General features: G+C 69.9%; 10 protein-coding genes. 7 read left to right on the forward strand and 3 right to left on the reverse strand.

All coding sequences use genetic code 11. The features are described from left to right. The first annotated feature begins 59 nt into the window (after positions 1–59). From ACYVKL_RS33765 to ACYVKL_RS33790, 6 genes are all read left to right on the forward strand, one after another. Positions 60–1,568 carry an FAD-dependent oxidoreductase gene (locus ACYVKL_RS33765; protein ID WP_379167032.1) on the forward strand — a complete coding sequence of 503 codons (1,509 nt, stop codon included), beginning with the start codon at positions 60–62 and terminating at the stop codon, positions 1,566–1,568. Positions 1,569–1,655: 87 nt separating this feature from the next. Further along, positions 1,656–2,606: a LysR family transcriptional regulator gene (locus ACYVKL_RS33770; protein WP_379167030.1), complete on the forward strand. Its 951-nt coding sequence runs from the start codon at positions 1,656–1,658 to the stop codon at positions 2,604–2,606. 298 nt (positions 2,607–2,904) lie between these two features. Beyond that, a complete protein-coding gene (locus ACYVKL_RS33775; RefSeq protein WP_379167028.1) occupies positions 2,905–4,692 on the forward strand; it encodes an alpha/beta hydrolase in 1,788 nt (595 codons plus the stop codon). 117 nt (positions 4,693–4,809) lie between these two features. After that, complete coding sequence (gene hsaA / locus ACYVKL_RS33780; RefSeq protein ID WP_379167026.1) at positions 4,810–5,970, forward strand: 3-hydroxy-9,10-secoandrosta-1,3,5(10)-triene-9,17-dione monooxygenase oxygenase subunit; 1,161 nt, start codon at positions 4,810–4,812, stop codon at positions 5,968–5,970. Next, positions 5,970–6,824: an alpha/beta fold hydrolase gene (locus ACYVKL_RS33785; protein WP_213557303.1), complete on the forward strand. Its 855-nt coding sequence runs from the start codon at positions 5,970–5,972 to the stop codon at positions 6,822–6,824. The genes hsaA and ACYVKL_RS33785 overlap by 1 nt, the downstream gene beginning before the upstream one ends. 88 nt (positions 6,825–6,912) lie before the next feature. Beyond that, positions 6,913–7,437, forward strand: a complete 525-nt coding sequence (locus tag ACYVKL_RS33790) for a DinB family protein (protein WP_379167024.1) — start codon at positions 6,913–6,915, stop codon at positions 7,435–7,437. Here ACYVKL_RS33790 and ACYVKL_RS33795 read toward each other — a convergent pair whose 3' ends face one another. After that, positions 7,438–8,067 (reverse strand): hypothetical protein, encoded by a 630-nt coding sequence (locus ACYVKL_RS33795; RefSeq protein ID WP_379167022.1) that lies wholly within the window; start codon positions 8,065–8,067, stop codon positions 7,438–7,440. Between the two features lie 32 nt (positions 8,068–8,099). Continuing rightward, a complete protein-coding gene (locus ACYVKL_RS33800) occupies positions 8,100–10,403 on the reverse strand; it encodes an ATP-binding protein (protein ID WP_379167020.1) in 2,304 nt (767 codons plus the stop codon). 156 nt (positions 10,404–10,559) lie between these two features. Between ACYVKL_RS33800 and ACYVKL_RS33805 the strand changes: the two genes are divergently transcribed. Further along, positions 10,560–10,931 carry an MmcQ/YjbR family DNA-binding protein gene (locus ACYVKL_RS33805; protein ID WP_379167910.1) on the forward strand — a complete coding sequence of 124 codons (372 nt, stop codon included), beginning with the start codon at positions 10,560–10,562 and terminating at the stop codon, positions 10,929–10,931. Positions 10,932–10,934: 3 nt separating this feature from the next. On the opposite strand, the gene ACYVKL_RS33810 is transcribed toward ACYVKL_RS33805, so the two are convergent. Continuing rightward, positions 10,935–11,864 carry an alpha/beta hydrolase fold domain-containing protein gene (locus ACYVKL_RS33810; protein ID WP_379167018.1) on the reverse strand — a complete coding sequence of 310 codons (930 nt, stop codon included), beginning with the start codon at positions 11,862–11,864 and terminating at the stop codon, positions 10,935–10,937. Between the last annotated feature and the right edge of the window lie 47 nt (positions 11,865–11,911).

Below are 11,911 nucleotides of genomic sequence, written 5' to 3' on the forward strand. Positions count from 1 at the left end.
GAATCGGTCAGCAAGATGGACCGCTAAGTGATGGCGGTCGGAGCGGGCACCGTGCAGGCATGACAGTGCGGAATTCGGTCACGCCGCGGGCGGCCGGCGAGGTGGGCCACTACGACATCGAGACCGATGTGCTGGTCGTCGGCTACGGCGCCGCGGGCGCGTCGGCGGCCTTCGAGGCCGCGCACGCGGGCGCGCGGGTGCTGGTGATCGACCGGGCCGGCGGGCCCGGCGGCGCGTCGGCCAACTCCGGCGGCGAGATCTACCTCGGCGGCGGCACCCCGATCCAGGTGGCCTGCGGCTTCGACGACACCCCCGAGGCGATGGCGGCGTTCCTGAAGGCCGCGCTCGGCGCGGGCGCGGACGCCGACAAGATCGACGAGTACTGCGCCGGCAGCGTCGAGCACTTCCACTGGCTCGTCGATCGCGGCGTCCCGTTCAAGCCGACCATGTGGGACGCCCCCACCTGGGTGCCGCCGACCGACGACGGCCTGATGTGGCTGGGCGAGAACAGCTGGCCCTTCACCGAACTCGCGCACCCCGCCCCGCGCGGGCACCGGCCCACCGCCAACGACTTCGGCGGCAAGCTGCTGATGGAATGCCTGACCGCGGCGGCCGAATCCGCCGGTGCGACAGCCTTGTTCGACACCTACGCCACCACCTTGATCGTGGACGCGGACGGCGTCGTGACGGGCGCGGTCGCGCGCCGGTACGGCAAGGAGATCACCATCCGCGCCCACCGCGGAATCGTGCTCACCACCGGCGGATTCGTCGACAACGACGACATGCTCGCCGCGCACGCGCCGCAGCTGCTCGGTCACACCAAGGTCAGCGCGGGCACCGACGACGGGTCCGGCATCCGCATGGCGCAGGCCCTCGGCGCGGCCGTGCGCCACATGTCCGCCGGGCAGGTCGGCATGTCCCTGATCCCCGGGCTGGCCGTGCGCGGCATGGTGGTCAATGCCCTGGGCCGCCGCTTCGTCAACGAGGACACCTACCCCGGCCGCATCGGCCAGCACGCGCTCTACCGCCAGAACATGGGCGGCAGCTGGGCGGGCGACGACACCGCGGTCTGGGTGATCGTGGACGAGGACGGCTTCGAGGACGTGCCCGAACCCCAGCGCTGGGGCGTGCGCCCGACCCACGTCGCCGAAACCGCCGCGGAGCTGGAGGCCCTGACCGGCCTGCCGGTCGGCTCGCTGACCGCGGGCATCGAGCGCTACAACGAATTCGCCCGCGCGGGTATCGATCTCGACCACCACAAGGCCTCGCGCTGGCTGCGCGAACTCACCGGGCCGCTGGCCGCCATCGACGTGAAGGCGGGGGTCCGGCCGCCGTCGGAGGCCGGCGACCGCCGCGGCACCGGGGCCTCGGTCTTCACCCTCGGCGGCCTGCACACCGACCTCGACGGCCACGTCCTCGATCACGACGCCAAACCCATCCCGGGCCTCTACGCGGCGGGCCGCGCCGCCAATGGCCTGCACGGCTTCGGCTACATCTCCGGCACCTCCCTGGGCGACGGCACCTTCTTCGGCCGCCGAGCCGGCACTGCAGCCGCCCGCCGCGCCTGACCCGGGCTCGAATCGGGTTGGTCAATAGTCCAGTTGATTCGCGAGAGTGGGAATCGGGCCCGCGGGTTGGTCTTAGACTCGCTCGCTATGGATGTGCACTCGCGGCAGTTGCGGTATTTCGTCGCGGTGGCGGAGGACCTCAGTTTCACGCGGGCCGCGCAGCGGCTGCACGTGGCACAGCAGGGACTGAGTGCGCAGATCAAGCAATTGGAGCAGGCGCTGGACCTGGTGCTGTTCACCCGGACCACGCGCAGCGTCGAACTCACCGCCGCGGGGGAGGCGCTGCTCGAGGGTGTGCGCAGCGCACTGACCACCCTGGGGTTGGCGGTCGAGCAGGCGCGGGTGGCGCAGCGGCGGGAGTCGGATCGGCTGGTGCTGGGATTCCTCGAAGGGGCGGCGCTCACCCTCACCGAGCCGATCCTCGCCGCCTTCCGGGAACGACATCCCGACGTGACCGTCGATATGCGGCAGTTCACCTACGAGGATCCCGCCGCCGGACTGGCCGACGGCGCCGTGGACGTGGCCTTCGTGCGACTCCCGTTCCGCGCGGACGGAATTCGGGTCGAACCGCTGTTCGCCGAGCCGGTGGTGGCGCTGGTGCCCGCCGCGCATCCGCTGACCGAACTGCCCGAGGTGCGGGTGCGGGATCTGCTGGACCAGCCGCTGCTCGGCGCGGACACCACCGACCCGGTGTGGAATGCCTTCTGGGAGTTGCACGATCACCGCGACGGCAGCCCGGCCCCGGTGGTGTCGCGGTCGAAGTCGCTGCTCGAGGAGTTGCACAAGGTGTCGGCGGGCGTCGGCATCGTGCTGACGGTCGCGTCGGCGCGCTGGATGCCCTTCCCGCGGGTCCGGTTGCTGCCGATTGTCGACGCCCCGATCAGCGAGGTAACCGTCGCCTGGCACGGCGAGCACGAAACACCGCTGGTGCGTTCGTTCGTCGATATCGCCCGCGAGGTCCGGGCCGCCCGCCCGGAGCTGGTCGAGCTGCTGGAACGACCCGATTTCGCGGATCGGACACTGCCGGCCCACCTCTGATTCACAAGGGCGCCTTGTCAATCACCGAAAATTTGCTGTTTCACTTCCTTTGTGGGGCGCTCTAACGTTGCTGAACGTGGGCGGACGGTGCGGGGGGCTGCGTCGTCCACCGCGAACCTCCCTGCGGTTCGTGGAGCCTCATTCCCTGATGAGGCTGGTCCCCTCATTGCCCGATGAGGAGATCTCGGATAGCCGGCGCCGCCGGATCCCGGCCTGAGCCCCCGGGGTCCGGCGGCGTCGGTGTCGTCCGCGCGTGTCGTTGCCGGACAGGCGAGTCCGGGCGACCAGACTCGGGGGCATGACGGCGCAGGGTCAGCACATCGACGAGCCCGACGTGGACCAACCGCGGCCCCCGTCGGTCGCGTCCCGTATCTGGGCGGTCATCGCCCGGATCGAACGGGCGATCGATCCGAACTACCCCGGCCTCATAGTCGCGTGGATCTTCTTCCTCTGGGCGGTCTCGCCGTCGCTGCTGCCGCGCACCTGGTTGTTCGAGGGCCTGGTCTGCGGGATCAGCGCGGCCATCGGCTACGGCGTGGGCTGTGTGCTGGCCTGGGCATTCGAGAAGTGGGTACAACCCCGACTGCCCGACTCCGCCGAAGGTCTGGCCAAACTCTGGAATCCGAGCGAGACCACCCGGGCCGTGGGCAAGGTGGTGATCCTGGTCGGCACCATCGTGGGCGCGGCGCTGGTGCTGGCCCGGTCGGCGCGCTGGCAGCGCGATCTCGAAGTGCTGATGGGGATGGAGCCCACCACCACCTCCAGCTACCTGCGCGCCGAACTGCTGGCCGCCGCGACGCTGGCCCTGGTGATCGCCGCCTATCGCGTGGTGCGGTGGCTGATCCGGCTCATCGTGCGCCTGCTCAACCTCGACCTGCGGATCCCGCGCAGCGTCGCCTATCCGGGCGCGGTGCTCGTGGTCGCGGTGCTGGCCGTGCTGCTGTTCCAGGGCGTGCTGGCGAAAGCCTTCTTCGCCACCGCGAATTCGGCGTTCAGCCTGCGCAACGGCAAGACCTCACCCAGCGCGATCCAGCCGCAGCTGCCCGAAAGGTCGGGCAGCCCACAGTCGTTCGCCGCCTGGGACACCCTCGGCTCCGAGGGGCGGTGGTTCGTGGCCACCGCGCCCGGTGCCGACCGGATCGCACAGGTCACCGGAAGGCCTGCGCGCGAACCGATTCGGGTCTACGCGGGCCTGGACTCGGCGAAGGAGCCCGAGGACATCGCCGACCTGGTGGTGCGCGAACTCGACCGCACCCATGCCTTCGACCGCAAGGTGCTGGTCGTGGTGACCACCACCGGCACCGGTTGGGTGGACTCCACCACCGCCGCCGCGATCGAGTACATGTACGGCGGCGACAGCGCCATCGCCGCCACCCAGTACTCCTATCTGCCGAGCGTGATCTCGTTCCTGTCCGACCGGCAGAAGGCGACCGAGTCCGGGCGGCTGGTCATCCACGCCGTCCACCAGCGGTGGGCCCAATTGCCGCCCGAACACCGGCCGAAACTGCTGGTGTACGGGGAAAGTCTGGGCTCGCAGGGTTCCGAGGGCGCGTTCAGCGGGATCGACGACATCCGCAGCCTGGTGGACGGGGTGCTGTGGGTGGGCCCGCCCAATTCGAACCGCATCTGGAGTCAGCTCGAAGCGCGCCGGGACCCCGGGACACCGGAGATCCTGCCGACCTACGCCGACGGCCTGATCGTCCGCTTCGCCGCCACCGCACCGGATCTGGGCCGCCCGGACCGGCAGTGGATCGACCCGCGCGTGGTCTACCTGCAGCACGCCTCCGACCCGATCGTGTGGTGGTCACCGGATCTGCTGTTCACCCAACCGGATTGGCTGAAGGAGCCGCGCGGCGCGGACGTCTCCAAATCCATCCGCTGGTGGCCGATCGTCACCTTCTGGCAGATCAGCGCGGACCTGGCCAATGCCCAGGGCGTGCCGTCGGGACACGGCCACCGCTACGGCGATCTGGTGCTGGACGGCTGGGTCGCGGTCGCTCAGCCGACCGACTGGACCCCCGACCTCGACACCGCCGTCCGCAAGGCCCTCGACGAGGACATCACCTGGGAGTACGCCCACAAATAGGTCTCCCGGCCTGTCCGCGGAACCGAGATTCCGATGATCGGGACTATTTCGGTTCGAAACACCCGGTTGGCCATAACTTCGAGGGCAGGAAACTCTGGCACGAGGAGGAACGCCCGCATGACTAACAAGGTGCTCGATCGGGTCCGCGATCTGCTGCCCGCGATCCGGGAACGCGCGGTGCAGGCCGAGGAGCAGCGGCGGGTCCCCGACGCCAGCATCGCCGAGCTCACCGAGGCCGGTGTGTTCCGCATGCTGCAGCCGGCCCGCTTCGGCGGCATGGAGGAGTCTCCGGTCGCCTTCTACGAGGTGATCCGCGCGATCGGCACCGTGTGCCCGTCCACCGCGTGGGTGTCCTCGGTGCTGGGCGCGCACCCGTGGCAGCTGGCCCTGTTCGAGGATCAGGCCCAGCAGGACGTGTGGGCCGAGAACCCCGACACCCTGGTGTCGTCCTCCTACGCGCCGACCGGCAAGCTGACCGTCGTCGACGGCGGCTACGAGCTGTCGGGCCGCTGGCAGTTCTCCTCCGGCTGCGACCACGGCCAGTGGGTGTTCCTGGGCGCGCTGGTGCCGACCGCCACCGGCATGGACTACTACACGGTCCTGGTGCCGCGCACCGACTACCGCATCGAGGACACCTGGAACGTGTCCGGCCTGGCCGGCACCGGCTCCAACGACATCGTCATCGAGAAGGCGTTCGTCCCGGCCTACCGCGCCTACTCGGCCGCGGACCAGGCCAACCTGATCGGCCCCGGCCAGGCGGTGAACACCAACCCGCTGTACAAGATCTCGTTCGGCGCGCTGTTCTCCAACACCATCACCGCCCCCATCATCGGTGCGGCGCAGGGCGCCTACGACGCGCACATCGAGCGTCAGCGGGAGCGGGTGCGGCTGTCCTACGGCGGCCAGAAGGTGTCCGAGGATCCCTTCGCCCACGTCCGGATCGCCCGCGCCGCTTCGGAAATCGACGCCGCCGTGCTCCAGATGGAGCGCAACATGTCCGAGCAGCTGCGCTTCGCGCAGGCCGGCGAGGAGATCCCGTTCGAGCTGCGTCTGGCCACCCGCCGTGACCAGGTGCGCGGCACCGAGCGCGCGCTCGAGGCGATCGACCTGCTGTTCAAGAACTCCGGCGGCCACGCCATCCGCCAGCCCAACATCATCGAGCGCAACTGGCGTGACGCCCACGCGGGCAGCGTGCACGTGATCAACGACGTCGAGCGCGCGCTGGCCATGTACGGCAAGGGCGCCATGGGCCTCGAGGTCGCGGATCGGATGCTCTGATGACCCTCACCGCGGAGAGCACCACCAAGTGGGTGACCGTCGACGGTCACAAGCTCCGCTATCACGAGGCCGGCGAGGGTCCGGCGCTGGTGCTGCTGCACGGCTCCGGCGCGGGCGTCTCCGGCTGGGCCAACTTCGGTGAGAACCTGCCGGTGCTGGCCCAGCACTTCCGCTGCCTGATCCTGGATCAGCCCGGCTTCGGCGAGAGCGGCCGCCCGGAGGTGTACGAGCGCAACTACCTGCGCATCGCCGCCGACGCGGTGATCGGTCTGCTCGACGAGCTGGGTCTGGAAAAGGCGCACGTGCTGGGCAATTCCATGGGCGGCACGGTCGCGACCCTGCTCGCGCTCGAGCACCCGGGCCGCGTCGACCGCGTGGTGCTGATGGCCCCCGGTGGGGTCGGGGTGAACATCCTCGGACCCGAACCGTCCGAGGGCATCAACCGGCTCATGGAGTTCAACATGAACCCCAGCGACGAGAAGGCCATGGGCTTCCTGCGGGCCATGGTCTCGAACCCGGCCACCCTCACCGAGGAACTCGTCGCCAAGCGCCTGAAGGCCGCCGCCGACCCGAAGGGCCAGGCCGCGCTGCGCGACGCCTACGCCACGTTCTACAACCCGAAGCTGGCCGAACCGGTTCCGCTGTGGGCGCGGCTCAAGGGCATCAAGCAGGAAGTGCTGATCCTGTGGGGTCGCGACGACCGGGTCACCCCGGTGGAGGGCTCGCTCTTCGCGGCCCGGCAGATCCCCAACGCGGACCTGCGCACCTTCGCCCGCTGCGGCCACTGGGTGATGGTGGAGCGCAAGGACGCTTTCGAGCGTTCGGTGATCGACTTCCTGAACAACGGTCTGTAGCAAGCGGTTTCCCGTGATTCGGGGGTGGGAGATTTCCCACCCCCGAATTTCGTTTTCCCGGATTCGGGCCCGACGCTAGAGTCCGACCATGACGTGGACAGCGCCCGAGGTCACCCGTTCCCCGCAGCTGCTCGTCGGCGACGAGCGCGCCGTGCTGCACTCCCTGCTCACCCGCGGCCGCGAGATCCTGCTGTGGAAATGCCAGGGCCTCACCGGCGCTCAGCTCGCGACCCGCAGCGTGGAACCGTCCAGCATGTCGCTGCTGGGACTGATCCGGCACATGACCGAGGTGGAACGCGGCTGGTTCCGGATGCGCGCGGCGGGTGCGGATCTCGCCTACATCTACTCCGACGAGATCAATCGCGACGGCGACTTCGACGACACCGACCCGGAGCGAGCCGAAGCCGACTACGACCGCTTCCTCGAGGAACTGGCCCTGTGCGACAAGGCAATCGCCGACCTCCCCCTCGACCACACCGCCCTGCACCCTCGTACCGGCAAGGACCTGTCCCTGCGCTGGATCTACCTGCACATGATCGAGGAGTATGGCCGTCACGCCGGACACGCCGACCTGCTGCGCGAACGCATCGACGGGGCCACCGGCTACCAGTGATCACTCCGCGGCGCGGCGGCGGCCCTCGCGGAAGAATTCGGTGAGCGCGTCGAGGTCACCGAGTTCGGCGATGGTCCGGGCCGCGCCGAACGACTGGTTCCAGAAGTCGCCGGTGCGCGGCCGCCACGGGCCCACATAGGCGTAGGGCTCGCCGATCAGGGCGTCGCCGGGCGAGACGCCGTAATTGACTTCGTCGATGTCGATCCCGAGATCGAAATGCTCGGGCCACAGCACCGGCGTGCGGTCGGGGGCCAGGGCGCGCAGGGCGGCATCGCCGAGTCCGTAAGCGCTGGTGAGGATCCGGGACTGCCTGGCGTCGACGAACAGGGGCGCGTTCGGGTCGAACGTCGTGCGGCTCGCGTACACGCCCTCCGGCATCCCGGGTTCGACGCCCGCCGCGGTGGCCAGCTCGGCGATGGTCGCGCCGTCCAGCTTTCCGATCGGCAGGTCGTCGAGCAGGAGGACATCGGCGCGCACCGCCAGTCGCGGCTCCTGCACCGTGGCGAATCCGCCGGGCACCGGGATCAGCCGAATCGTCTTGCTGCGCGCGTATTCCGGTCCGGCCAGCAGTTGTTCGGCCACCGCGTGCAGGCTTTCGCGGGTCTGGCGGTAGTCGTCGATGGAAGTCATGCGAGCAAGTCCTCCGGGATGCTGGTCGGGACCTACAGGTCGTGTTCGTGGGCCCAGGCCGCGAGCTGGGTGCGGGAGGTCAGGCCCAGTTTGGTGAGGATGTGCTCGACATGGGTCTCGGCGGTGCGCACCGAGATGACCAGGTCGGCGGCGATCCGCTTGTTGCTGTGCCCGGCCGCGACCAGCCGGGCCACGTCCTTCTGGCGGCGGGTCAGCATATTGGTCTCCGACAGCGTCGCGGTCGTCGAGCGCGCGGCGCGCTTGAGGGCGGGCGGCGCGGGGACGGGCTCGGGTTCGGGTGCGGCGGTGTGGCCGAGCGCGTAGTCGATGGCCTCGCTCAGCGGCAGGCTCGCGCCCGCGCCGAATGCGGTGCGGAAAGCCTCCTCGCCCAGGGCTTCCCGCACTTTGAGCCGTTCCTTCTCGCCGACCGCGACGGTGATGGTGTGCGCCAGCCGGATTGTGCTGCGCTGCAGCGATTCCGCCGCGCCCAGCAGGCGCGCGGCCCGCTCGTGGTCGCCGCCCGCGGAGACCGTCCAGGCCAGGCCCTCGAAGGCCGACGACAGCCAGATGCAGCGCTCGAACAGGGCCAGCTGCTCGATGGCGCGGCCGTGGAACTCGGCGGCGGCCTCGAGTTCGCCGCGCCGCCAGTGGTCGATCCCGACCGTCCACAGCGCCAGCCCGCCCAGCAGGTGGGAGCCGGAGTGGTCGGTGAGTTCCAGGAAGCGTTCGGCCAGTTCGGTGCGGCCGGGCGCCTCGAGCACCATGGCGGCCATGAAAGAGAAGGCGTGCGAGTCCATTTCGATGGCGCGCTGCCCGTGCTCGGCCGCCAGCGCGATGGCGCTGCGGCCCAGTTCCAGGGAACGCTCGCGGTCGGAGGCGAAAGCCAGCAGGGACCGGTCCAGCGCCACCTCGGCGAGGATGTCGTCGTCGTCCAGGGTGGCGGCCAATTCCATGCACTCGGCCACCAGCCGGGCCGCGGACTCCTGATCACCGAGCAGGGCCGCCAGCGACGCCGCCGAGGACAGCGCCTTGGCTCGTTCGGCGGTGCGCTCCGGGTTGCGGCTGAGCGAATCGGTGAGCCAGCGGTAGCCCTCGGACAGGAACCGGTTGTGCTCCCAGAACGGCCGCAGCACCGTGACGGTGGCCATGGTGCGCAACGGATCGTCTTCCAGACCGGAACGCAGCGCGGCGCGCAGATTCGCGTGCTCGCGGCTCAGTTCGCGGAACCAGTCCACGTCCTCGCCGGTCCAGTACGCGGTCTGCCCGCGCATGGCCAGCTGCCGGTAGTGCTCGCGGTGGCGGGCCCGAACCTGCTGTGCGGTACCGCGTTCGGCGAGCCGGTCGGCGGCGAACTGGCGGATCGGCTCCAGCATCGAGTACCGCGCCACGTCCCCGTCGAAGCGCAGCATCACCACCGACTTGTCCACCAGTCCGGTGAGCGCCTCGATCAGCGCGCCCGGCGCGAGTTCGCACACCGCCTCCGCGGCGTCGATGTCGAAGCCGCCGGCGAAGACCGAAAGCTGTTCCCACAGCGTCTGTTCGGCCGCAGTGCACAGGTTGTAGCTCCAGCGGATCGCGCCCTCGATGGTTTGCTGCCGCTGCGGGGCGGTGCGCGGTCCGGCGCTGAGCAGCCCCATGGTGTCGTCGAGGCGGTCCAGGATCTGTTCGGGGGTGAACATGCGCAGCCGCAATGCCGCCAGCTCCAGCGCCAGCGGCATGCCCTCGAGCCGGCGGCAGATCTCGGCCAGCACCGCCCGATTGGCGGTGGTGGCCTCGAAGCCGGGATTGGCGGCGCTGGCGCGTTCGACGAACAGCTGCAGCGCGTCGCCCTCCTCGCCGGGGGTGTCGGACACGGTCAGCGGCGGCACCGGCATCACCTGTTCGCCGGGGATGCCGAGCACCTCGCGGCTGGTCGCCAGCACCCGCACATCGGGGGTGGTGGCGATGATCCGGCCGACCAGCGTGGCGCACGCCTCGATCAGATGCTCACAGTTGTCCAGAATCAGCAACAGCCGCTTGTCGGCCAGGAATTCGGTGAGCCGGGGCAGCGGCGCGGTGGACTCGTCGCGCAGATCCAGCGCCTCCGCCACACTCAGCGTGACCAGTCCCGGATCCTGGACGTCGGCCAGCTCTACCAGCCACACTCCGTCCGGGAAGGCACGCGACACCAGATGCCCGATCTGCCGCGAGAGGCGGGTCTTGCCCATGCCGCCGGGACCCAGCAAGGTCAGCACGCGGGTCGTGGGCAGGAGTCGCTTGGCGGTTGCCAACTCCGCTCGACGGCCGACGAAGGAAGTGACCTCCTCGGGGAGGTTTCCATTGACACGCCGCGCCATGGCGTCCAACCTATGTGATTTGCCGCATTCAGTGCCAGCAGGCTCGCATAAACGCAGCTCGCGGGCTTCATGAAGGTGAGCGGCGATACACTCGACCGGGTGCCGAGCAGAACCCGCCGCGCCCGCCTCGCCGACGTCCACGCGCTGGCGAAAGCCATGCCGCACGTGACCGTCGTCCAAGGGCCCGCGAGCAATCCGGTCTATCAGGTCGGCGGCAAGTCCTTCATCTTCTTCCGCACTCCGCGCCCGGACGCCTTCGACCCGGAGACCGGGGAACGCTACGACGACGTCATCGTCCTCTGGGTGCCTTCTGAGGACGACAAACTGGCCTTGACCCAGGACCCGGGCTCGCCCTTCTTCACGACGCCACACTTCGACGGCCACCTGTCGGTTCTGGTGCGCGGCACCCGAATTCCCGAGCTGACGCTGGCGGAGTTGACCGAAGTGGTGCAGGACGCCTGGCTCTCGCGCGCCTCGGCCACCCGCGCCCGCAAGTGGCTCGCCGAGCAAGGGCCCGGGACGGACTGACGCTCAGCGAGCCGAGGGCTCCGAATTGTTCGGCCGGGTCAGCGCCGTGCGCAAGCTGTTGATTATGACGGCGCGCGCCTTACGGCCTTCCGGTGTCGGCGTCAGCGGATAAACGTGCACCAGCTCCGCCTCCTCGTGATAGTCGACCCGCACGCCCGCGGCCCGGGCCTTGCCGACCAGCAGCCGCACGTCCGGCATCAGGATGTCGTGGGTGCCGCTGAAGACGGTCAGCGGCCCGAGCCCGGCGAAGTCGGCGAACAGCGGGCTGACCCGCGGGTCGGTGATCGGCAGCGGCCCGCGCCAGCGGTCGCCGAGCACCAGGCCGCCGGCGCGGCCCAGCCACGGGTCGAGCGGCTGCACGTCGGCGATCTCCGGATTGCTCAGCGACAGATCCAGCGCGGGCGAGATCAGCACCGTGCGTGGCAGGATCACGTCGTATTCGTCGCGCAACAGGATCGCCGTCGAGAGCGAGATCTGCCCGCCGGCCGAATCACCGGCCAGGCACACCTCGCCGTATTCGGCCCGGTTGGCCAGCACCAGTTCGGCGAAGGCCGGTATCACCCGATCGGCGGTCCCGAACGGAATCAGCGGGTAGATGGGAAGCGTGACAGTGGTTTCCGCGCGGGCCGCGATCTCGGCGGCCAGCTGCCAGTGCTGCCGGGCGATCTCGTTGACCCAGCCGCCGCCGTGCGCGTAGACGACATTGCCGCGGGCGCGACCGGAGCGCGGTGTCAGCGTGTAGACGGGCCGGACGGAATCCTGGCGCACGGTGATCTCGACATCGGAGCGCAGCCGGCGCGGCGGGCCGTAGGGCAGCGGTCGCAGCGTGCGCTCACGAATGCGCTGCCGGGCGCCCGCCGCGGTGACGAAGGGCCGGTTGGCGCGGGTGACCCGCAGGTACCAGGGCACGATCCGGCTGAGCGCGCTGGGCATCGTGTCTCCCTCTGTTCGAGTGCCGACACGGCGTTGTGCGGCCCGTC

The sequence above is a fragment of the Nocardia tengchongensis genome (genome assembly GCF_054781395.1).

What these genes read in the sequence shown, in the direction of transcription:
- ACYVKL_RS33770 (WP_379167030.1), top strand. Translation starts at nt 1,656, where the DNA reads ATGGATGTGCACTCGCGGCAGTTGCGGTATTTCGTCGCGGTGGCGGAG.
- ACYVKL_RS33785 (WP_213557303.1), top strand. Translation starts at nt 5,970, where the DNA reads ATGACCCTCACCGCGGAGAGCACCACCAAGTGGGTGACCGTCGACGGT.
- ACYVKL_RS33800 (WP_379167020.1), bottom strand. Translation starts at nt 10,403, where the DNA reads ATGGCGCGGCGTGTCAATGGAAACCTCCCCGAGGAGGTCACTTCCTTC.
- ACYVKL_RS33765 (WP_379167032.1), top strand. Translation starts at nt 60, where the DNA reads ATGACAGTGCGGAATTCGGTCACGCCGCGGGCGGCCGGCGAGGTGGGC.
- hsaA (WP_379167026.1), top strand. Translation starts at nt 4,810, where the DNA reads ATGACTAACAAGGTGCTCGATCGGGTCCGCGATCTGCTGCCCGCGATC.
- ACYVKL_RS33775 (WP_379167028.1), top strand. Translation starts at nt 2,905, where the DNA reads ATGACGGCGCAGGGTCAGCACATCGACGAGCCCGACGTGGACCAACCG.
- ACYVKL_RS33790 (WP_379167024.1), top strand. Translation starts at nt 6,913, where the DNA reads ATGACGTGGACAGCGCCCGAGGTCACCCGTTCCCCGCAGCTGCTCGTC.
- ACYVKL_RS33805 (WP_379167910.1), top strand. Translation starts at nt 10,560, where the DNA reads ATGCCGCACGTGACCGTCGTCCAAGGGCCCGCGAGCAATCCGGTCTAT.
- ACYVKL_RS33795 (WP_379167022.1), bottom strand. Translation starts at nt 8,067, where the DNA reads ATGACTTCCATCGACGACTACCGCCAGACCCGCGAAAGCCTGCACGCG.
- ACYVKL_RS33810 (WP_379167018.1), bottom strand. Translation starts at nt 11,864, where the DNA reads ATGCCCAGCGCGCTCAGCCGGATCGTGCCCTGGTACCTGCGGGTCACC.